Annotated in this window: 15 protein-coding genes; 7 read left to right on the plus strand and 8 right to left on the minus strand. The window is 69.4% G+C overall.

Annotated elements, in window-relative coordinates; all coding sequences use genetic code 11:
* The first annotated feature begins 8 nt into the window (after positions 1-8).
* Entirely contained in the window at positions 9-1967 is a 1959-nt protein-coding gene (gene pknB / locus EV139_RS14650; protein WP_241989069.1) for a Stk1 family PASTA domain-containing Ser/Thr kinase, read from the plus strand.
* 88 nt (positions 1968-2055) lie between these two features.
* On the opposite strand, the gene EV139_RS14655 is transcribed toward pknB, so the two are convergent.
* Positions 2056-3426, minus strand: coding sequence for a class II 3-deoxy-7-phosphoheptulonate synthase (locus EV139_RS14655; protein ID WP_130455377.1), 1371 nt, complete (start codon positions 3424-3426; stop codon positions 2056-2058).
* A gap of 98 nt (positions 3427-3524) precedes the next feature.
* Positions 3525-4199 (minus strand): lysophospholipid acyltransferase family protein, encoded by a 675-nt coding sequence (locus EV139_RS14660; RefSeq protein WP_130455379.1) that lies wholly within the window; start codon positions 4197-4199, stop codon positions 3525-3527.
* A 139-nt stretch (positions 4200-4338) separates the two neighbouring features.
* On the opposite strand from EV139_RS14660, the gene EV139_RS14665 reads away from it, so the two are divergent.
* Both EV139_RS14665 and EV139_RS14670 read left to right on the plus strand, forming a co-directional pair.
* On the plus strand, positions 4339-6168 hold the full coding sequence (locus EV139_RS14665) for an AMP-dependent synthetase/ligase (protein ID WP_130455381.1): 1830 nt from the start codon (positions 4339-4341) through the stop codon (positions 6166-6168).
* A gap of 224 nt (positions 6169-6392) precedes the next feature.
* Positions 6393-6968 (plus strand): hypothetical protein, encoded by a 576-nt coding sequence (locus EV139_RS14670; protein ID WP_130455383.1) that lies wholly within the window; start codon positions 6393-6395, stop codon positions 6966-6968.
* 17 nt (positions 6969-6985) lie between these two features.
* Here the strand turns inward: EV139_RS14670 and def are convergent, their stop codons facing one another.
* Both def and EV139_RS14680 read right to left on the minus strand, forming a co-directional pair.
* Positions 6986-7477 (minus strand): peptide deformylase, encoded by a 492-nt coding sequence (def, locus tag EV139_RS14675; protein ID WP_130455385.1) that lies wholly within the window; start codon positions 7475-7477, stop codon positions 6986-6988.
* Positions 7478-7486: 9 nt separating this feature from the next.
* The gene (locus tag EV139_RS14680) at positions 7487-10885 is read right to left on the minus strand and encodes a pyruvate carboxylase (RefSeq protein ID WP_130455387.1); all 3399 of its coding nucleotides are present in this window, start codon (positions 10883-10885) and stop codon (positions 7487-7489) included.
* 266 nt (positions 10886-11151) lie between these two features.
* On the opposite strand from EV139_RS14680, the gene EV139_RS14685 reads away from it, so the two are divergent.
* Positions 11152-13989 (plus strand): M1 family metallopeptidase, encoded by a 2838-nt coding sequence (locus tag EV139_RS14685; RefSeq protein ID WP_198677591.1) that lies wholly within the window; start codon positions 11152-11154, stop codon positions 13987-13989.
* A gap of 206 nt (positions 13990-14195) precedes the next feature.
* Positions 14196-15038, plus strand: a complete 843-nt coding sequence (locus EV139_RS14690; RefSeq protein WP_241989070.1) for a ParA family protein — start codon at positions 14196-14198, stop codon at positions 15036-15038.
* Positions 15039-15130: 92 nt separating this feature from the next.
* Here EV139_RS14690 and EV139_RS14695 read toward each other — a convergent pair whose 3' ends face one another.
* The 4 genes from EV139_RS14695 to EV139_RS14710 all read right to left on the minus strand — a co-directional run bounded on the left by EV139_RS14695 (position 15131) and on the right by EV139_RS14710 (position 18703).
* The gene (locus tag EV139_RS14695; RefSeq protein WP_237465425.1) at positions 15131-15718 is read right to left on the minus strand and encodes a MerR family transcriptional regulator; all 588 of its coding nucleotides are present in this window, start codon (positions 15716-15718) and stop codon (positions 15131-15133) included.
* A gap of 161 nt (positions 15719-15879) precedes the next feature.
* Positions 15880-16557: a transcriptional regulator FtsR gene (gene ftsR, locus EV139_RS14700; protein WP_130455391.1), complete on the minus strand. Its 678-nt coding sequence runs from the start codon at positions 16555-16557 to the stop codon at positions 15880-15882.
* A gap of 1 nt (position 16558) precedes the next feature.
* A complete protein-coding gene (locus tag EV139_RS14705) occupies positions 16559-17023 on the minus strand; it encodes an FHA domain-containing protein (protein WP_241989071.1) in 465 nt (154 codons plus the stop codon).
* A 189-nt stretch (positions 17024-17212) separates the two neighbouring features.
* Entirely contained in the window at positions 17213-18703 is a 1491-nt protein-coding gene (locus tag EV139_RS14710; RefSeq protein ID WP_130455393.1) for an XRE family transcriptional regulator, read from the minus strand.
* 148 nt (positions 18704-18851) lie between these two features.
* Here EV139_RS14710 and aceB point away from each other — a divergent pair, with 148 nt between their 5' ends.
* Positions 18852-20507, plus strand: coding sequence for a malate synthase A (gene aceB / locus EV139_RS14715; RefSeq protein ID WP_130455395.1), 1656 nt, complete (start codon positions 18852-18854; stop codon positions 20505-20507).
* A gap of 161 nt (positions 20508-20668) precedes the next feature.
* Entirely contained in the window at positions 20669-21157 is a 489-nt protein-coding gene (locus tag EV139_RS14720) for a type III secretion system chaperone family protein (protein WP_130455397.1), read from the plus strand.
* Positions 21158-21233 lie beyond the last annotated feature (76 nt).

A 21233-nucleotide genomic window follows, 5' to 3' on the forward strand; every position in this document is an offset into this window, starting at 1 on the left:
CTTTCGTTGTGACATCTGCGCCAACCGACCCGTTGATCGGGCACACGCTCGACGAGCGCTACGCGATCCGATCGCGAATCGCCCGCGGCGGTATGGCGACCGTGTACCTCGCGACCGACCTGCGCCTGGAGCGCCGCGTCGCGGTGAAGGTGATGCACGAGCACCTTGCGGAGGACGAGAACTTCACGCGCCGCTTTGAGCAGGAGGCGCGGAGCGCGGCCCGGCTGGCGCATCCAAACCTGGTGAACGTGTTCGATCAGGGGCACGACGCGGGGCGCACCTACCTCGTGATGGAGTACCTGCCGAGCATCACGCTGCGCGATCTGCTCAAGCAGCAGAAGCGCCTCACGACCGAGCAGACGCTTGAGATCAGCGAGGCAGTGCTCTCGGGGCTTGCGGCGGCGCACCGCGCGGACATTGTGCACCGGGACCTCAAGCCCGAAAACGTGATGCTCGCGGACGACGGCCGGATCAAGCTCGGCGACTTCGGCCTCGCCCGCGCGGTGAGCGCGAACACCACCACGGGCCAGGCGCTGCTCGGAACGATCGCGTACCTCTCCCCCGAGCTCGTGACGCGCGGCGTCGCCGACGCCCGCAGCGACGTCTATGCCTTCGGCATCATGTTCTACGAGATGCTGACCGGGACGCAGCCGTTCACGGGCGAACAGCCCATGCAGATCGCATATCAGCACGCGCACTCGGAGGTACCGCTGCCGTCGCTGAAGAGCGACGAGGTGACCCCGGAGCTCGACCAGTTCGTGCGCTGGACCACGCAGCGCGAGCCAGAGGACAGGCCGCGCGACGCCGAGGAAGCGCTCGGCTATCTCACCGCGATGCAGTCGGGCCAGACCGCACCGATTGGCGCGACCCGAGTCCTCGATTTTGGGGGCGCGGCGCCAACGCCGTCCACCACCGTGCTCGACGAGGCGCAGCGCCAGGCGCTCGCCGGTGGCACGACCGTGCTGCCCGCCTCGCCGTTTGACACCGATTCTCAGGCGGTCGCGGAGCCCGAAACCCCGGCGACCGCGCTCGACCGCGCCGCCGCCGCAACCCGTCGGCGCGCCAAGCGCGGCCGCGTCCTGGCGCTCATCCTGGTCGTACTCGTGGTGCTCGCCGGCGGCGTGGGCTGGTGGTTTGGCCAGGGACCAGGGTCGCAGGTGACCGTCCCCGACGTTGCCGGAACTGAGCTTGCAGACGCGCAGGCGGCGCTTGAGCGGCAGGATCTGCTGGTCGATATCTTTGAGTGCTCAAGCCTGACCGTCCCCGTGGGACAGGCGGCCGCGACCGAGCCGAAGAGCGGATCGCGGCTCGACCGCGGCTCGACCGTGCGACTGTGCTCCTCCACGGGGCCCGCACTGAAGGACGTCCCCACGATCGTGGGGCTGTCGCTCGACGACGCGATGGCGGCGATCACGGCGGCCGGCTTCACGTTTGGGGAGGTGACCGACACGCGATTCGACGAGGCCGGCCCCGAGACCGTGCTCGCGGCGCTCGACCCCGAGGGCGAGCAGCTGGGCGAGCAGTATCCCGAGCAGGGGGCGATCAACCTGATCGTCTCGGCGGGCCCGCTCCCCAACGTTGCGGGCATGACCGCGGACGACGCGACCGCAGCCCTCACCGAGGCCGGGCTCACGGTTGACCCGGAGCTCGGCTCGGAGGCGCACAGCAGCGAGGTGGCAGAGGGCAGCGTGCTCGCGCTCACCACGTCGACCGACCCGGTGCGACCGGGCGATCCGGTTGGCCTGCAGGTGTCGCTCGGCCCCGAGCTGTTCGAGATCCCGGATGTCTCGGGCCTCGGCCTCCAGGAGGCGATGGACACGCTCACCGCGGCGGGATTCGTGCCGACGAGCCTCGTGCCCGAGGGGCCGCTGCGCGGCCTCGCGAAGGCCACCGGCACCGACCCGGCGGTGGGCGAGCGCGTCCAGGCGGGCACCGAGATTCGGGTCAAGAGCACGATCGCTCTCTAGCGCGGCGGGCCGCGCACCGTCCGGCTCCCGCAGAGACACCACTGCCCCCGCGGACGGATCCGCGGGGGCAGTGGTGTCTCAGAGCCGCCTAGCGGTTCGTTTGCTTGAGCTCCTCCGCCACCTGGAAGGCGAGCTCGAGGGACTGCATGTGGTTGAGGCGCGGGTCGCACAGCGACTCGTAGCGGGTCGCGAGCGTGGCCTCGTCGATGTTCTCCGAGCCGCCGAGGCACTCAGTCACGTCGTCGCCGGTGAGCTCGATGTGGATGCCGCCCGGCACGGTGCCGACCTCGCGGTGAGCTTCGAAGAAGCCGCGCAGCTCGTCCATCACGTCGTCGAACCGGCGGGTCTTGTACCCGGTCGCCGTGGTGATCCCGTTGCCGTGCATCGGGTCAGTGACCCAGAGCGGCGTTGCGCCGGCGTCGCGGACGCCAGCGAGCAGCCCGGGGAGCACGTCGCGAATCTTGCCGGCCCCCATGCGCGTGATGAACGTGAGCCGGCCCGGCTCGCGCTCGGGATCGAGCTTGTCGATGAGCCGCAGCGCGTCGTCCACGGTCGCGGTGGGTCCGAGCTTGACGCCGATCGGGTTGCGCACGTGAGAGAGGAACTCGACGTGCGCGCCGTCGATGTCGCGAGTGCGCTCGCCGATCCAGAGCATGTGGCCCGACGTGTCGTAGAGGTCGCCGGTGCGCGAGTCGACGCGGGTCAGCGGCCGCTCGTAGTCGAGCAGCAGTGCCTCGTGGCTCACGTAGAACTCGGTCTGCGTCAGCGCCGTGTGATCGACGCCGCACGCGTCCATGAACTTGAGCGCGCGATCGATCTCGGCGGCGAGCGACTCGTAGCGCTGGTTCGCCGGGTTCGACACGAAGCCCTTGTTCCACTCGTGCACGCGGCGCAGGTCGGCAAAGCCGCCCTGCGTGAATGCGCGAATCAGGTTGAGCGTCGACGCCGACACGTGGTATCCGCGGATCAGGCGCTCGGGGTCCACCGCGCGCGACTCCGGGGTGAAGTCGTAGCCGTTGACGATGTCGCCCCGGTATGCGGGCAGGGTGACGCCCTCGCGGGTCTCGGTGGTGCTGGAGCGGGGCTTCGCGAACTGCCCGGCCATGCGGCCCACCTTGATCACCGGCATTGCGGCGCCGTAGGTGAGCACGACCGCCATCTGCAGCAGCGTCTTCACCCGGTCCCGGATCTTGTCGGCCGTCGCGGCAGCGAAGGTCTCCGCGCAATCGCCGCCCTGGAGCAGGAACGCCTCGCCGCGCGCGGCAGCCGCGAGCCGCTCGCGCAGCAGGTCGGCCTCCCCGGCGAACACGAGCGGGGGCTGCGTTGCGAGCTCCGCTGAGGCGCGGGCCGCGGCCGCCGGATCCGGCCAGACCGGCTGCTGCTTCGCCTCAAGCGCGCGATAGGCATCAAGCCCCTCGAACGCTCGCGTTTCTGCAGTCTCAGTGGTCTGACTCATCATCGTGTTTCCCTTGGGTTCGGTCGGACGGGTACGCCTGACATCGGCGGAACGCCGGAAGTACTCAGCTTACTACTCGCGACTGGGCCGAAGCTGGCGTGTTACGCCCGCGCACGTACGCTTGACGCGTACACGTCGACGTACTCCTGGCCGCTGAGCTTCTGGATCTCGAGCATGATTTCGTCGGTGACGCTGCGCAGCACAAAGCGGTCCGCGCTCATCCCGGCAAAGCGGGTGAAGTCGAGGGGCTTCCCCACGACGGTGCCGATGCGCCGGATCTTGGGGATCTTTGCGCCGATCGGCATCGCCTTTTCAGTGTCGATCATCACGACCGGCACCACGGTGGCACCCGATTCGAGCACCATGCGCGCCACGCCCGTGCGCCCGCGATAGAGCCGCGCGTCTGGGCTGCGGGTGCCCTCGGGGTAGATCCCGAGTACCTCGCCCTGGTCGAGCACCCCGAGCGCAGTGTTCAGCGACGCCTCGGAGGCCTTGCCGCCCGAGCGGTCGATGGGGAGCTGCCCCACGGCGGTCATGAAGGTCTTCACGATCCAGCCCTTGAGCCCCTTGCCGGTGAAGTAGTCGCTCTTCGCGAGGAAGTACACACGCCGGTCGATCATGACCGGCAAAAAAAATGAGTCGACCACCGAGAGGTGATTTCCCACAAGAATTACGGGGCCGGTCGCCGGAATATTCTCGGCACCCTCCACCCACGGGCGATAGAGCGTTTTCAAAAACGGCCCGATGATCAGGTGTTTGAATATCCAGTAGAGCACAGTCGCAGGTTTCCTCTCGGCCGTGACCAGAATAGCCGACCCAGGGACCTCTCCGCGTATGCGTATAGGCTCTTTCTGAAGTTGCGGCGATTGCTGCCGCACACCGTGAAGACCTGTACGAGGTATCAAGGGAGCTGCCGTGAAACAGTCTCAAACGCCCATTCTCATCCCGCCCGTCCCCGAGGACAACATCTCCGACCTGCTGGAGCAGCGCGTTGCAGCGACCCCGGACCGGCCACTGTTTTCAGTGCCCGTGGGCGACGGGTGGCGCGACATCAGCGCAACGGAGTTCCGGGCGCAGGTGGTCGCACTTGCAAAGGGCTTCGCCGCCGCGGGGATCGAGCCCGGTGACCGGGTCGGGCTGATCTGCAAGACCAGCTACCCGTGGACGCTCATCGACTTCGCACTGCACTACGCCGGCGCCGTCATGGTGCCGGTGTACGAGACGTCCTCGCCGCTCCAGGTGCACTGGATCCTCGAGGATTCGGGAGCCCGGGCGGTCATCACCGAGACCGACGACCACGCCGGACGCGTCGCGGAGATCCGCAGCGATCTGTCGGCGCTCGAGCTCGACTGGCGCCTCGACGAGGACGCGATCGCCACCCTCACCGAGCGGGGCGCGGAGATCTCCGACGAGGAGATCGAGCGCCGCCGCAACATTGCGGTCGGCAGTGACATGGCCACGCTGATCTACACCTCGGGTTCGACCGGGCGCCCGCGCGGGTGCGTGCTCACCCACTCGAACTTCGTTGACCTGGCCCGCAACGCCGGCAGCGCGCTCGACCAGGTGGTGCAGCCGGGCGCGTCGACGCTGCTGTTCGTCACGCTCGCGCACGTGTTCGCCCGCTTCATCTCGGTGCTCGCGGTGCACGCGGGCGTGCGGGTGGGGCATCAGCCGGACACCACCCAGTTGCTCCCCTCGCTCGGCTCGTTCAAGCCGACCTTCCTGCTCGCTGTGCCCCGCGTGTTCGAGAAGGTGTACAACTCGGCCGAGCAGAGCACCGAGGCCGACGGCAAGGGCAACATCTTCCGCGCCGCCGCCAAGGTCGCGGTGCAGCACTCGGAGGCGCTCGACGCTGGCAAGGTGCCGTTCATGCTCGGGCTCAAGTTCAAGGTGTTCGATCGCCTCGTCTACGGCAAGCTGCGCGAGAAGCTCGGCGGCAACGTGCGCTTCGCGGTGTCGGGCTCCGCCCCGCTCAGCCACTACCTCGGGCACTTCTACCGCAGCCTCGGGGTCAAGATCCTCGAGGGGTACGGGCTCACGGAGACCACCGCCCCCGTCTCTGTCAACCTCCCGGATAAGTTCAAGATCGGCACCGTCGGTCCGGCGCTGCCCGGTCACACGATCCGGATCGCCGACGACGGCGAGGTCGAGATCCAGGGCATCGACGTGTTCAAGGAGTACTGGAAGAATCCGACGGCGACGCGCGCCGCGTTCACCGACGACGGCTTCTTCCGTACCGGGGACCTGGGCGAGCTCGACGACGACGGCTACCTCACGATCACCGGGCGCAAGAAGGAGATCATTGTCACCGCGGGCGGCAAGAACGTCTCCCCCGCGGCGCTCGAAGACCCGATCCGGTCAAACACGATCATCGGCCAGGTGGTCGTGGTGGGCGACCAGAAGCCGTTTATCTCGGCACTCGTGACGCTCGACCCGGAGATGCTGCCCGCCTGGCTCAACAACCAGGGCGAGGATCCGAACATGAGCCTCGACGAGGCCGCGCGCAACCCGAAGGTGCTCGCGGAGGTGCAGAGCGCGATCGACGGCGGCAACAAGTACGTGTCGCGCGCCGAGTCGATCCGCAAGTTCGTGATCCTGCCGCTCGAGTTCGTGGAGGCGAACGGCCATCTCACCCCCAAGATGAGCATTCGGCGAGACGCAATTCTCCGCGATTTCTCGAGCGAGATCACGAAGCTCTACGGCGATAACCCGCAGACGGAGATCGTCAGCACGCAGCACGCGTAGGGTGTGGCACCCCGGGCAGGCGCCCGGGGTGCGGCGCGCTGTGGGGCTCCCGCACCGTCTCCGATTCGGGACGGCGCGGGGGTTTTCGCGTGATGCGGCGCTGGTAGCCTGAGCAGCAGCGCGCGGCCGCCCCGCGACGCCGCGCACGTGACACGCTCACACACCGTACGCTCACACACCGCACGCACGAACACCGCACCGCACCGCACCGAGGAGAAGCCGAGATGACCGATCAGCCCCAGCCGCGCGGCCTCCCGGGCTGGGCGATCGCCCTCATCATCGCCGGCGGCGCGCTCGCGCTGACCACGCTGATCGGGGGCTTGCTCGCCATCAGCGCGCTCGGCACCTTCCTCGCGTCGGCGCGCGATGTGCCCGTCGCACCGCTTCCGCCGTCGGCCGAGGCCCCCGCGCTTCCCGACTCTCCGGAGTCCTCAGATTCGACGCCGCCCGGCTCCGCCGCGCAGGCACAGGAAGACACCGACGCGATCATCGAGCTGCACGAGAAGTACGGCGACGCGATCGCGGACGGCAGCATCACGGGCATGGTCCCGGGCGGCGACGCGGTCGATCCCGACTACATCGCCGCGTACCTTTACTCCCTCACCGATCTGCGCAGCGCGCTGCGATTCGTCCCGGCCTCGGCGGAGAACGCCGCGCAGCTGCGTGTGTACGCCGAGCAGGCCGAGGAGCTTGAGCGCCGCTTCCTCGCGGGCGAGGATCTCGACGTGCGGGTGCGGATCACGCGCGATGACGGCTCGGTCTTTGAGTCTGACGGGAAGTACCGCACGGTCACGCCGTAGGGGGCGCGGGAACGCCCCTAGAACCAGCTGGAGGTGCGGATCTGGCGCATCGCCTCGCCGCGCGACTCGCGGTCGAGCCGGGAGATGTAGAGCTTGCCGTCGAGGTGGTCGCACTCGTGCTGGAGGGCCTGCGCCAGCAGGCCCTCCCCCGAGATGACCAGCTCGTTCTCGTCGAGGTCGATCCCGCGCACGGTCGCCCGCGGGTATCGCAGCACCTCGAACCAGAGGTCGGGCACCGACAGGCAGCCCTCCCCGGTGAGCACCGGCTCCCCCTCGAGCGCCACAATCTCCGGGTTGAGCACGTAGCTCACCTGCCCGTCGATGTTGAGCGAGAACGCGCGCAGGTGATGCCCGATCTGGGTGGAGGCGAGCCCGGCGCGCCCGTCGAAGGCCACGGTGTCGCAGAGGTCTTCGACGAGCGCCCGTACCCCCTCGGTGATCTCCGTAATCGGGTCGCACACGGTGCGAAGGGCCGGGTCGCCGAACAGGCGAATGTCTCGTACTGCCACCCGGATATTCTAGACGATCACGACGATGAGGTCGCCAGCCTCGAGCCCGCGGGTACCCGCGAAGACGATCCGGTCGACGGTCCCGGCGGTCGGCGCCGTGATCGCGGCCTCCATCTTCATCGCCTCGATCGTGGCGACCGGCTGCCCCGCGGCGACCGTGTCGCCCACGGCCACCTTGACGGTGACGGTGCCGGAGAACGGCGCGGGCACCTGCCCGGGCACGGTGCGGTCCGCCTTCTCGGCAACCGGCGCGGAGACGGCCACGCTCTCGTCCTTGACGAACACCTGGCGGAGCTGGCCGTTAACGCGCACCATCACGGTGCGCACCCCCTTGTCGTCTGCCTCGCCGATCGCTTCGAGTCCCACGTAGAGTCGCACACCGCGCGCGAGGTCGATCGCGCGCTCCGTGCCGGCCTCGAGCCCGTAGAGGTAATCCGGGGTGTCGAGCACCGACAGGTCGCCGTACTGCGCGCGATCCTGCTCGTACTGCCGCGTGGGCGCGGGGAACAGCAGCCGGTTGAGCGTGCTCCGCCGGTCGCCGCTCTCGCCCTCGAGCAGGGCGGCGTCCTCGGCCGAGACGGGGGTCATCGAGATGTCGACGGTGCGCCCCGCCAGCACGCGACTGCGGAACGGCTCGGGCCACCCGCCCGGGATCTCGCCGAGCTCTCCCGCGAGGAAACCGACCACCGAGTCGGGGATGTCGTAGTTCTCGGGGTGTGCCTCGAAGTCGGCCGGGTCGGCATCTGCGGCGGCGAGGTGCAGGGCGAGGTCGCCGACCACCTTCGACGAGGGCGTCACCTTGGGGATTCGGCCGAGGATCCGGTCGGCCGCCGCGTACATGTCCTCGATCTTCTCGAAGTCGTTCGCGAGGCCGAGCGCGATCGCCTGCTGGCGCAGGTTCGAGAGCTGCCCGCCGGGGATCTCGTGCGTGTACACACGCCCCGTCGGCGACGGCAGGCCCGATTCGAACGGCTGGTACACCGAACGCACGGCGTCCCAGTAGGGTTCGAGGGAGAACACGGCGTCGGCGTCGAGACCGGTGTCGCGCTCGGTGTCAGCGAGGGCCGCGACGAGCGCGGACAGCGACGGCTGGCTCGTGGTGCCGGACATCGGAGCCGAGGCAACGTCGACCGCGTCGACGCCGGCCTGCGCGGCAGCGAGCAGCGTCGCGAGCTGCCCGCCCGGAGTGTCGTGCGTGTGCAGGTGCACGGGCAGGTCGAAACGCTCGCGCAGCGCGGTGACGAGCTTCGCGGCCGCGGCGGGGCGCAGCAGCCCGGCCATGTCTTTGATCGCGAGCACGTGCGCGCCGGCGTCGACGATCTGCTCGGCCAGGCCGAGGTAGTAGTCGAGCGTGTACTTGTCCTCGGAGGGCGAGAGCAGGTTGCCCGTGTACGCCATGGCGACCTCGGCGACGGTGGTGCCGGTCTCGCGCACCGCGTCGATCGCGACGCGCATCTGGTTCACGTCGTTGAGCGCGTCAAAGATGCGGAACACGTCGACGCCCGTGGCCGCGGCCTCGCGCACGAACGCGCGCGCAACGTTTGCGGGGTAGGGCGTGTAGCCCACGGTGTTCTGTCCGCGCAGCAGCATCTGGATGGGGATGTCGCCGAGCGATTCGCGCAGCGCGGCGAGCCGCTCCCAGGGGTCCTCGCCGAGGAAGCGCAGCGCGACGTCGTAGGTCGCCCCGCCCCAGGCCTCCACCGACCACAGCTGCGGGGTGAGCCGGGCGACGTGCGGGGCAACGCGCACGAGGTCCTTGGTGCGCACGCGGGTCGCGAGCAGCGACTGGTGCGCGTCGCGGAAGGTGGTCTCGGTCACCGCGAGCGCGGTCTGCTCGCGCAGCTGCTTCGCGAAGCCCTCGGGCCCGAGCTCAAGGAGCCGGGTCCGGGCGGCCGCGGGGGCCGGCTGCGAAAGGTCGACGGCGGGGAGCTTTGAAGCCGGATCGATGCCGGCCGGCCGCTGCCCGTTTGGCTGATTCACCGTCACGTTTGCCACGTGCTGCAGCAAGCGGGTCGCGCGGTCCTTCGGCTTGTTCATGTTGAGCAGCTCGGGCCGCTCCTCGATGAACGAGGTGGCCACGTCGCCGGCCTGGAACGCCGGGTCTGCGAGCACCGCCTGCAGGAACGGGATGTTCGTGGCCACCCCGCGGATCCGGAACTCCGCGAGGGCGCGGCGGGCGCGCACCACGGCGTCCTCGAAGGAACGGCCGCGGCAGGTGAGCTTCGCGAGCATCGAGTCGAAGTGGGGGCTGATCTGCGCGCCCGCGTTGATCGTGCCGCCGTCGAGGCGCACCCCGCCGCCGCCCGGCGAGCGGTACGCGGTGATGCGGCCAAGGTCTGGGCGGAATCCGTTCGCCGGGTCCTCGGTGGTGATGCGGCACTGCAGCGCGGCGCCGCGCAGCTGGATCTGATCCTGCGTGAGCCCCAGTTCCGCGAGCGTCGCGCCGGCGGCGATCCGCATCTGCGCGCGCACGAGGTCGACGTCGGTGACCTCCTCGGTGACCGTGTGCTCCACCTGGATCCGCGGGTTCATCTCGATGAACACGTGCTCGCCCGCTCGCTCCCCCTCGGTGTCGAGCAGGAACTCGACCGTGCCGGCGTTCTCGTAGCCGATCGAGCGCGCGAACGCGATCGCGTCGCGGGTCAGTTCGGCGCGCTTCTCCTCGGAGAGGTTCGGGGCCGGGGCGATCTCCACGACCTTCTGGTGCCGGCGCTGCACCGAGCAGTCGCGCTCGTACAGGTGCACGGTCGCGCCCGTCGCGTCCGCGAGCACCTGCACCTCGATGTGCCGCGGCCGAAGCACCGCCTGCTCAATGAACATCGTCGCGTCGCCAAACGCGGACTCGGCCTCGCGCATGGCGCTCTCGAGCGCGTCGCGCAGATCCTCGGGCCGCTCCACGCGGCGCATGCCGCGCCCGCCGCCGCCGGCGACCGCCTTCGCGAACACCGGGAAACCGATCTCGGCCGCCCCGGCGACCAGCGCCTCGATGTCCTGCGAGGGCGGGGTCGAGCGCAAGACGGGCACGCCCGCGGCGATCGCGTGCTCCTTCGCGGCGACCTTGTTGCCGGCCATCTCGAGCGCCTGCTTCCCCGGGCCGATGAAGCGGATCCCCGCGGCCGCGGCGGCGGCGGCGAGCTCCGGGTTCTCCGAGAGGAAGCCGTAGCCCGGGTAGATCGCGTCGGCGCCGCTCTCGAGCGCCACGCGCACGATTTCCGACACGTCGAGGTACGCGCGCACGGGGTGCCCCACGGTACCGATCAGGTACGCCTCGTCCGCTTTCAGCCGGTGCAGCGAGTTGCGATCCTCGTACGGAAACACGGCGACGGTCGACGCCCCGAGCTCGTGCGCGGCGCGGAATGCGCGGATAGCGATCTCACCGCGATTGGCAACCAAAACCTTCGTGAACATGCAGAAACACTCCTCTGTATCAGGTCGACGCCGGTTGCCCAGACCGCGCGAATCGTTCGATATCAAGATACATGGAAACGGTTCCCGGAGCGGAACATGCGCTCGCGCGCCCCTCCAGACCAGGCCTGGAGGGGTGCATACGCCAGGGTGACCCTGGGACTTCCGCACGAAACACTGCCCCATTACTGTTATCGCAACCTGTGTGAATCGTCACCGCTGACTCCGCAGGCGATGTTTCGTCCGTCCCTCCAATGCTGAAGGAACCTATGATCGCCACAAGACCGAGCGGTGGCGTGCGTACGCGCCGCCGCCTCGCCACCGCCACCACGCTCGCCCTCGCGGCAAGCATGCTCATGCTGCCGACGACCGCGGCGTTCGCCGATGACGCCATCGACGGCCCGCAGACCTCGAACGACAGCGTCTTCCCGAACGTCGGCAACGGCGGCTACGACGCCCTCAACTACGACGTCGCACTCGCCTGGTCACCGGACGCCGTGCAGACCGGCACGCTTGTCGACGGCAGCATCTCCGCCGCGACGACCACGATGACGGCGCGCGCGGCCCAGCCGCTGCGCACGTTCTCGCTCGACTTCGAGGGCATGGAGATCGACTCGATCACCGTGAACGGGCAGCCCGCCACCTGGACGCGCGATATCAACCCCGCTGCGATCAAGTACAAGCTCGTGATCACCCCGGCGACCCCGGTCTCGGGAGACTTCACCACCACGATCGCCTACCACGGCGTTCCCGTCACCCACATCGACCTCGACGGTGCTGCCGAGGGGTGGAGCCGCACGAACGACGGCGCGATGTTGCTCGGCCAGCCGATCGGCATGATGGCCGGCTACCCGCACAACAACACGCCGGCAGACAAGGCCACCTACACCTTCACGATCGACATTCCGTCGGTGCTCTCCGCCGCGAACGGCTCCAACCCGTCCGCCGCGGCCGCCGTCAGCAACGGCGAGCTCGCGTCACGCACCCCGTCCGCAGATGGCAGCCGCACCACGTGGGTGTGGCGCCAGGAGAAGCAGATGGCCTCGGAGCTGGCGATCATCGGGATCGGTCGCTACGACGTCATCGAGAGCTCGATCCAGCTCACCGACGGGCGCACGATCCCCAGCTGGTCGTTTGTTGACTCGACGCTCTCCACCGCGAACAAGACCACGGTCACGAACCGGCTGGCGCAGCTGCAGACCATCACGCAGAACCTCGAGAAGGTCTACGGCCCGTACCCCGGCAACAGCACGGGCGTGGTGGTCGACACGGTGCCGAGCGCGATCAACTACGCGCTCGAGACGCAGGACCGCTCGTTCTTCCCCTCCGCCAACAGCGTTGGCGGCAACACGCTCATCCACGAGCTCGTGCACCAGTGGTACGGCGACAACGTGGCTCCGACCACGTGGACCGACATCTGGATCGGCGAGGGCATGGCCACGTGGGGGCCGACCCACTACAACAGCGCGGCCGGGTTCGGCTCAGGCGCCACGACGGAGCAGACCTACTTCAACTCCTGGAACACGAAGGCAGCGAGCTCCGCGGACTGGGCGACGCCGCCCGGGCTGCAGACGAACTCCGGGACGCTCTACGGCTACCAGACCTACACGCGCAGCGCGCAGTTCTGGGAGGCGCTGAAGATCTCCATCGGCGACGAGGCGTTCTTCGCGACCGTGGCCCAGTGGCAGGCGCGCTACGGCGGCCTCAGCGTCTCCGGCACCGAGCTCAAGGCACTGGCCGAGGAGCTCTCGGGACGGGACCTTACCGAATTCTGGACCGCGTGGATCATGACGCCGGCCAAGCCGGCCTGGCCGGAGAAGCTCACCGTGAGCCTCACCACGCCGGAGCGCTCCGAGCCCGCGCAGCGCGGCGACGAGATCGTCTACTCGCTGAGTGCGGCGAACACCGGCAAGATCCCGCTCGCGGCCTCGGTGGTGACGGTCGACGCGACCTCGCTCCTCGAGAGCGCCACGCTGGCGAGCCCGCTGCCGGAGGGCGTCACGCTCGACGGAACGACGCTCACCTGGGCGGTCCCGGCGACCCCGCTCGCCGGGAGCAGCACCGTGAGCCTGCGGGCCACGGTCAGCGATTCCGCCTCGGGCGGCTCGATCGACGCGTCCGCACGCGTCGCGACGCTCGGCGGCACCTGCACGGACTGCAGCACGAGCTTCGAGGTTGCGGAGTACGAGCTGGCACCCGCACCGGCCCCGGCGATTTCGGGCGAGGCCCGCGTGGGCGAGAGCCTCACCGCCGAGACCACCGGCTGGCCGGAGGGCACCTCGTTCGCCTACGAGTGGGCCGTCGACGGCACCCCCGTCGCTGATGCCGCCGCTGACACCCTCGTGGTTCCGGCGAGCGCCGAGGGCAAGACCGTCACCGTGACGGTCACCGGCTCGAAGGAGCGGTTCCTGCCCGTGACGGTCACGAGCGAGCCGACCGCAGCGGTCGAGCCCGCGAAGGTCGACCCGGGCACCGAGCCGGGGACCGATCCCGGAACCGACCCCGGCACCGACCCCGGAACCGACCCCGGCACCGACCCCGGCACGGACCCCGGCACCGACCCCGGAACCGACCCAGGCACCGACCCCGGCACCGACCCCGGAACCGACCCCGGCACCGATCCGGGGACCGACCCCGGCACCGACCCGGGCACCGAGCCCGGCACGGATCCGGGATCCGGTTCGCCGAAGGCACCGTCAGAGGCGGACCTCACCGAGGCACTCAGAGGCGCGATCTCCTTCCCCGGCACCGTCACGCCGGGCCAGCGGATCAGCGTTGGCATCGGCGCTGACCACGCCGGCGAGTCGCTTGAGGCGTGGCTGTTCTCCACGCCGCGGCACCTCGTCACCGTGACCGTTGACGCGCAGGGCAACGCGGCGCTGACCATCCCCGCGGACGTGGAACTGGGCGACCACCGCCTGGTGATCGCGAACGCGGACGGCAGCGTCATTGGCTGGGGCCCGATCACGATCGAGCAGGCGGGCCTCGCCACGACCGGCGGCGCGCTGCCGATCGCCGGCGCCGCGCTCGGCGCGCTGCTCCTCGCGGGCGGGGCCCTGGTGCTCCTGACCCGACGCCGGCGGCTGAGCGCAGGGACGGAGGTCTAACTCAGGACACTCGGCGGGCGGGCCCCTCGGGGTCCGCCCGCGCCCAGGCGGTCGGTGCGGAGCACTCCGGATGCAATTCGGAGGAACGCGCCGACCGCTCTCGTTTGCCCCTCACCGCCTCAAATCTGCGCTTCGGCTTCCGTTCTGCGCGAACACTTCGGCCCGGGACTAGCAAGCCCCCGGCCCGAATCGACTAAACTTACGGTGTGCATGTATTGAGTGTGAGCTCCCTCAAGGGCGGCGTCGGCAAGACCACCGTGACTCTCGGCCTGGCATCGGCTGCGTTCTCGCGTGGCCTGCGGACCCTCGTCGTGGACTTCGACCCGCAGTCCGACGTTTCGACCGGTCTCGCGGTGAGCCCCGAGGGGTTCCTCAACGTCGCAGACGTCCTTGAGAGCCCCAAAGAGAAGACGGTGCGCGCCGCGATCGCGCACAGCGGCTGGAACGACTACCACGAGGGCGGCACGATCGACCTCATGGTCGGTAGCCCCTCCTCCATCAACTTCGACGGCCCGCACCCGTCGGCTCGCGACATCTGGAAGCTCGAAGAAGCGCTTGCGATCGTCGAGTCCGAGTACGATCTCGTGCTGATCGACTGCGCGCCGTCGCTCAACGCGCTCACCCGCACCGCCTGGGCCGCCAGCGACCGCGTGCTCGTGGTCGCCGAGCCGAGCCTCTTCGCGGTCGCCGCGACCGACCGCGCGCTGCGCGCGATCGAGGAGATCCGCCGCGGCGTGAGCCCGCGCCTCCAGCCGCTCGGGATCCTCATCAACCGCACCCAGCCGCAGTCGATGGAGCACCAGTTCCGCATCCGCGAGCTGCGCGAGATGTTCGGCCCGCTCGTGCTCACCCCGCAGCTGCCCGAGCGCCCGTCGCTGCAGCAGGCGCAGGGCGCTGCCAAGCCCGTGCACATGTGGCCGGGCGAGCCGTCGCAGGAGATGGCCGCAAACTTCGACACGATCCTGGATCGCGTGCTCCGCTCAGCCGGAATGGACGCCGAGCGCGGCACCGGCGGTCCGACCGCACAGGCGACCACCGTCACCGACTAGCGCGCACGCGAGAAAGCCCCGTCCCGAGCGCTTCGGGGCGGGGCTGTTTCGTGCGCGGGTCGCACCGGCTCACGCGGGCGCCGCGACTGCGATTATGAAATCTTGCGGCCCTTGCCGCGGCGGGCGGCGAGCTCGTCGACCTCGGTCGACGACTGCTCGCGGTGCTCGTCCATGTCCACGAGTGAGGTCTCAACCTCGCGCAGCACCTTCCCGACGGCGATACCGAACACGCCCTGGCCGCGGCTCACGAGGTCGATGACCTCGTCGTTCGACGTGCAGAGGTAGACGCTCGCGCCGTCGCTCATGAGCGTGGTCTGCGACAGATCGTGGACACCGGCCTCGTGGAGCTGCGCGACCGCGGTGCGGATCTGCTGCAGCGAGATGCCGGTGTCGAGGAGCCGCTTGACCAGCTTGAGGACGAGGATGTCGCGGAAGCCGTAGAGGCGCTGCGAGCCGGATCCGGCCGCGCCGCGCACGGTGGGCTCGACGAGCCCGGTGCGGGCCCAGTAGTCGAGCTGCCGGTAGCTGATCCCGGCCGCGCGAGCGGCCGTGGCGCCCTTGAAGCCGCCATCCTGATTCGGACGCGGCAGGCCGTCGTCGAAGAGCAGTTCAGCGTCGAGAGAATCACCAAAGGTCGGTGAAGCACCGTCGTCCCCGAGCGGGTGCTGCGTGTCCTTCATGGTGTTCCTTTCTCGGTGGCGCGGAGCGCCGAACTCCTCACAACGCTACCGACCGGACCCCACCCGTGCAACGACCGCCGAGGCCCAATTTCACCGTGTCGCCCTCAAGCTCAACTTGAGGGTTGAATTGACGCGGAAGTGCGCATCCGGGAGCCCCGAAATTAGGCGCCGGAAACACGCCGACGCAACACGCCGGAGCGCACCGTGTCGAGGTAGCCGGCAAACTCGAGCGCGTCCTCGGCCCCGGCCGGCGTGCCGCTCTTCAGGCCACGCGTGGATACCGCGTGCGTGATGAGCTCGGCCTCGCGTTCAGCGGCCACGCGCAGCGAGCGCAGGTGCCGCGGCGTGATCCCGCGCTCGGCCAGGCGGAGCAGGGCGGTGAGCTGCGCGACCGCGTCGTGCGGGAACACCTCGGCGGCCGGCAGCAGCCCCGCGGCAATCGCCTCGCCGAGGAAGCGCACACTCGCGCCGGTGGACCTGCACAGCTCGTCGCTGCTCAGCACCCGCTTTGGCGCGAGAATGCTCGACGCGCTGCGCGGCGCGGCGCCGGGGATGATCGGGTCGCGCCCCTGGTCGAGTTCGTCGAGCACCTCGGCGATGACCTTCAGCGGCAGATAGTGGTCGCGCTGCAGCGTGAGGATGAGACGCAGTCGCTCGATGTGCGCCTGCGAGAACTTCCGATAGCCAGACTTGGTGCGCTCGGGCGTGACGAGCCCCTGCTCCTCGAGGAAGCGCAGCTTCGACGGCGACAGATCGCTGAAGTCGTCCTGCAACCGCGCGAGCACCTGTCCGATACTCAGCAGACCGTTCGAGAGTGGTCGGGCCGCCGCGCCCGCCACGCTAGGCGCCTTCCGCCAGATCGAAGCGTGAGGCAAAGAACGTGAAGCGGAACTTGCCCACCTGGACTTCCACCCCGTCTTCCAGGGGGACCTCACCCGAGATGCGCGACCCGTCGCAGAACGTGCCGTTCAGCGAACCGAGGTCGGCGACCGTGAACGTGGTGCCCGAGCGGCGGAACTCCGCGTGACGTCGCGACACCGTCACATCGTCGAGGAAGATGTTGACCGCCGGGTGCCGGCCAGCAACGGTGACGTCCTGATCGAGCAGGAATCGCGCGCCCTGGTCGGGGCCGCGCCGCACCACGAGCAGCGCGGCACCAGACGGCAGCGCCTCAACCGCGTCGCGCTCGTCGATGGTGAGATCAGTTGCCCGGCTCCGAATCATTGCACCGAGGTCGTCACGGAACTGCTGTGTTGCGCGCACCTCTGTGTGGTCTGCGCGACGGGCGTGATTTTCAATATTCACGTGCTCACCCACTCCTGATCTCGGGGCCTCGGTGAGCCAACTGGCTCAGTCCCTCTACGCTATCGCAGCGGGGCATCGCCGCGCACCTCGGTGCAGCGATTCGAGTACCGTCTCAGCAGATTCATCACTTGACTCGCCACCCGAGGCCCCGAGCTGAGGGTTCACCGTGTGTTCGACCGAGACGATCGCCTACGCGCGCCGCTCGTTCTGCTCAAGGAACGCGTAGACCTCGTTCGCGTCAACCCCGGGAAAGGTGCCGGTGGGGAGCGCCGCGAGCAGGCTGGTGGGGGTCGCGGCTTCCGGCCACGCCGCGGCCGCCCACTTGGTGGTCAGCTCGCTCGACGCCTGACGGCAGCAGCGGTCGTCCGGGCAGAACGACCGCGAGCGATGCGGGGTCTCCCGGCCGCGGAACCACTTCACGTCGTCGAAGCGCACGCCCACGCTCACCGAGTAGAGCCCCTCCTTTGCCTTCTCCACGCGCGAGGTGCACCAGTAGGTCCCGCCCGCCGACATGTCGGTGTACTGGTACCAGGGGTTGAAGCGGTCCGACTGCCCAAAGACGGTGCGCGCGGTCCAGTTGCGGCACACCATCGCGCCCTCGAAGTTGCCGAGCGCGTCCGAGGGGAACCGCACGCCGTCGTTCTCGTACGCTTTGATGAGCGTGCCGGACTCGTGTGCCTTCATGAAGTGCACCTGCAAGCCGAGGCGCTCGGTCGCGAGGTTCGTGAAGCGGTGGGCCGCCATCTCATACGAGACGCCAAACGCATCGCGCAGATCCTCCATCGAAATCTGGCGCTGCTTCTTGCTCTCAACGAGCAGGTCCACTGCGGCGGCCTCCGGGAGCAGCACCGCGCCGGCCAGGTAGTTCGCCTCGACGCGCTGGCGCAAGAAGTCTGCGTAGTTGCGCGGCTCCTCGTGCCCGCACACGAGGCTCGCGAGCGCACGCAGGATCGGGGCTCGCGCATCCCGCGAGGGGAGGTTGCTCGACAGGTAGATGCGGCCGTTGCGCCGGTCGATCACCGAGCGCGTTGAGTGCGGCATGTCCGAGACATAGTGGAGGCTAAAGCCGAGCTTCTCAGCCACCCCCGCGGTGTGGCGCTGGGACACCGGGCCCCCCGTGTAGCCCACGCTGTCGAGCAGCTGCTGCGCGGCGCGCTCGAGGTCCGGGTAGTAGTTTCCGGCAACCCGCATCTCGGCACGCAGCTCGGTGTTCGCGCGGCGCGCCTCCTCGGGGGTCGCCGCGCGCTCGCGGTGCAGCCGCTCGACCTCCTGGTGCAGCCCGAGGATCGCTTTCAGGGTGTCGTCGCTGGTGGCCTTCGACACACGGATCGGCTGGATGCCGAGCGAGCCGAACACCGTGCCGCGCTGGGCGCGCTCCACCGCGATCTCAAGGGCGGCGCGCTCGCTGGGCGCCTCGTCGAGCAGCAGCTCGTCGACGGTCACGCCGAGCGCCGCGGCGAGAGCCCGCAGCAGCGGCAGGCGCGGCTCGCGTTTGCCGTTTTCGATCGCGGAAAGCTGGGAGGGCGCCCGGTCTACCGCGGCGGCAAGCTGCTCGAGCGTCATTCCGCGCAGCGCGCGCTGTTCGCGTACCCGGCGGCCGAGCGTGAGCGCGTCCCCCGCGTCGTCGCCGTCGTGGTCTGCATCGCCCCCGGGGGCCGGGGCGGAGGTCAGGAGCGTCATGCCCCCAGTCTGCCAGAGCCCAATTATTCCGACAAGCAGAAAAAGTCGAGAACTTCACCCTTCGAAACGCCCGCACACCCCCGCGTGGGAGGTCAAAGATGGAACTACACCGCAGTTATCGCCCCAGGGCTCGACCAAAGGACACATCATGACCACCACGCAGGCGGCCCCGCAGCAGTCGCAGACCGCCACCCCCTCAGCATTCGGCCCCCGCATCGAGGTCACCGGCCGCCCGTTCGCACGCAGCGAGGAGATCCTCACGCCAGCGGCGCTCGAGTTCGTCACCGAGCTGCACGCCCGCTTTGCGAGCACCCGCCACGAGCGGCTCGCGGACCGGCAGCGTCGCCGGTACGAGATCGGCAACGGCCGCGATCCGAAGTTCCGCGCGGACACCCGCCAGATCCGCGAAGACGCGGACTGGCGCGTCGCCGGCGCCGGCCCCGGACTTGAGGATCGTCGCGTGGAGATCACCGGGCCCACTGACCCGAAAATGACGATCAACGCGATGAACTCGGGGGCGCGCGTGTGGCTCGCCGACCAGGAGGACGCCACGAGCCCCACCTGGCACAACGTGATCGGCGGCCAGCTGTCCCTGTTCGACGCGATCCGCGGCCAGCTCGAATACACGAGCCCGGAGGGCAAGGAGTACCGCGTCACCGCCGAGCACACCCCCACGATCGTGATGCGGCCGCGCGGCTGGCACCTGGTCGAAAAGCACATGCGGTTCATCGACGGCCAGGGGCAGTCGGGGGCGGCGTCCGGCAGCCTCGTGGACTTCGGACTCTACGCGTTCCACAACGCCGCGGAACTCGTGGCGCGCGGCCGCGGACCCTACTTCTACATCGCCAAGCTCGAGTCGAGCGAGGAGGCGAAGCTCTGGGACGACATCTTCACCTACACCGAGCAGACGCTCGGCCTCCCCCACGGCACCATCCGCGCGACCGTGCTCATCGAAACGCTGCCCGCAGCGTTCGAGATGGAGGAGATCCTCTACGTCATGCGCGATCACATCGCGGGTCTCAACGCCGGGCGCTGGGACTACATCTTCTCGATCATCAAGAACTACCGCGGCCGCGGCGCGCGCTTCGTGCTCCCCGACCGCAGCGAGGTCACCATGACCGTGCCGTTCATGCGGGCGTACACCGAGCTCCTCGTGAAGACCTGCCACAAGCGCGGGGCGCACGCGATCGGCGGCATGAGCGCGTTCATCCCGAACCGCCGCGACGCAGAGGTCACCGCACGTGCCGAGGAGAAGGTGCGCGCGGACAAGCAGCGCGAGGCCGGCGACGGCTTCGACGGCACCTGGGTGGCCCACCCCGACCTCATCCCGGTGGCCCAGGCCGAGTTCGACGCGGTGCTCGGCGACCGCCCAAACCAGGTGGAGCGCCAGCGCGACGACGTGGAGGTCACCGCGGCGCAGCTGCTCGACGTGCACATCGGCCGCGACATCACCGAGGCGGGCGTGCGCGACAACGTCTCAATCGGCCTCCGCTACATCGAGGCCTGGCTTCGCGGGAACGGCGCGGTCGCCATCGACAATCTGATGGAGGATGCCGCGACCGCCGAGATCAGCCGCTCGCAGATCTGGCAGTGGATCCACCAGGATCAGTCGACCGCGGAGGGCACCCGCATCACACGCGAGTGGGTGGCCGAGCTGATGCGCGAGGCGATCGCCGGGTTCGAGCGCTTCGACGGGGACCGCTACGACGACGCCGCGGAGCTCTTCGCCGACGTTGCGCTCGGCGATGATTTCCCCACGTTCCTCACCGTCCCCGCCTACAGCCGGTACCTCGTCGACGCGTAGGTCGGCTGAGCGCGCTGGCCCCGGACCGCACGGTCCGGGGCCAGCGCGCGTTCCGGCACGGATTCCCCGGGCGGACACGCAAATCACCGCCCGCGGCGCGCGACCGCTCCCCCAGTGTGCGATCCTGCTCTGAGGCAATCAGACGAGAGGACCCGAGGCACATGAGCGAGTTTGAGAACGACATCACCCCCGCCTTTGGCGGACCGGACTGGCTCGCGCCGCTCTCGAAGGAGCGGGTGATGGCGGGCCTGGCACGCGAGGGCTGGGAGTACAGCGTCGACATCGACGGAGACATCGGCGGCGGCTGGGAGTACGGCTCCTTCTACTTCTTCATCAACGGCGAGCACGACGAACTCCTGTGCGTCCGGGGCGCGTGGCGCGGCCAGCTCGACGGGCAAGACCTCGGGCGCGCGCTCGAGGTGTGCAACGCGTGGAACGCGGAGAAGCTCTGGCCCAAGACGTACGCGCGCGCGGACGAGGAGGGCATGATCCGGATCCACACCGAGCACAACGTCGACTATGAGCAGGGCATCACCGACGCGCAGCTCTCGCAGCAGCTGATCTGCGCGGTCAACACGGGCATGTCGTTCTTCGAGCACCTCAACGAGCAGTTCCCGGCAGTGTGGGAGCAGTACCGGCCGCTCGCGTAGCGGCGCGCCCGTGGGGTGGCGGCTGCCCGCTGCCACTCCCACTCGTCGCGCTCCGCGAGCCGCGAGCGGCGAGCGG

It is taken from the genome of Leucobacter luti (genome assembly GCF_004217175.1).
Taxonomy (GTDB): Bacteria; Actinomycetota; Actinomycetes; order Actinomycetales; family Microbacteriaceae; genus Leucobacter; species Leucobacter luti.

Coding starts and splice junctions, on each gene's coding strand:
- aceB (WP_130455395.1), top strand. CDS start 18,852: ATGACCACCACGCAGGCGGCCCCGCAGCAGTCGCAGACCGCCACCCCC.
- EV139_RS14695 (WP_237465425.1), bottom strand. CDS start 15,718: ATGAAGGACACGCAGCACCCGCTCGGGGACGACGGTGCTTCACCGACC.
- EV139_RS14680 (WP_130455387.1), bottom strand. CDS start 10,885: ATGTTCACGAAGGTTTTGGTTGCCAATCGCGGTGAGATCGCTATCCGC.
- EV139_RS14670 (WP_130455383.1), top strand. CDS start 6,393: ATGACCGATCAGCCCCAGCCGCGCGGCCTCCCGGGCTGGGCGATCGCC.
- EV139_RS14720 (WP_130455397.1), top strand. CDS start 20,669: ATGAGCGAGTTTGAGAACGACATCACCCCCGCCTTTGGCGGACCGGAC.
- EV139_RS14685 (WP_198677591.1), top strand. CDS start 11,152: ATGATCGCCACAAGACCGAGCGGTGGCGTGCGTACGCGCCGCCGCCTC.
- EV139_RS14710 (WP_130455393.1), bottom strand. CDS start 18,703: ATGACGCTCCTGACCTCCGCCCCGGCCCCCGGGGGCGATGCAGACCAC.
- EV139_RS14655 (WP_130455377.1), bottom strand. CDS start 3,426: ATGATGAGTCAGACCACTGAGACTGCAGAAACGCGAGCGTTCGAGGGG.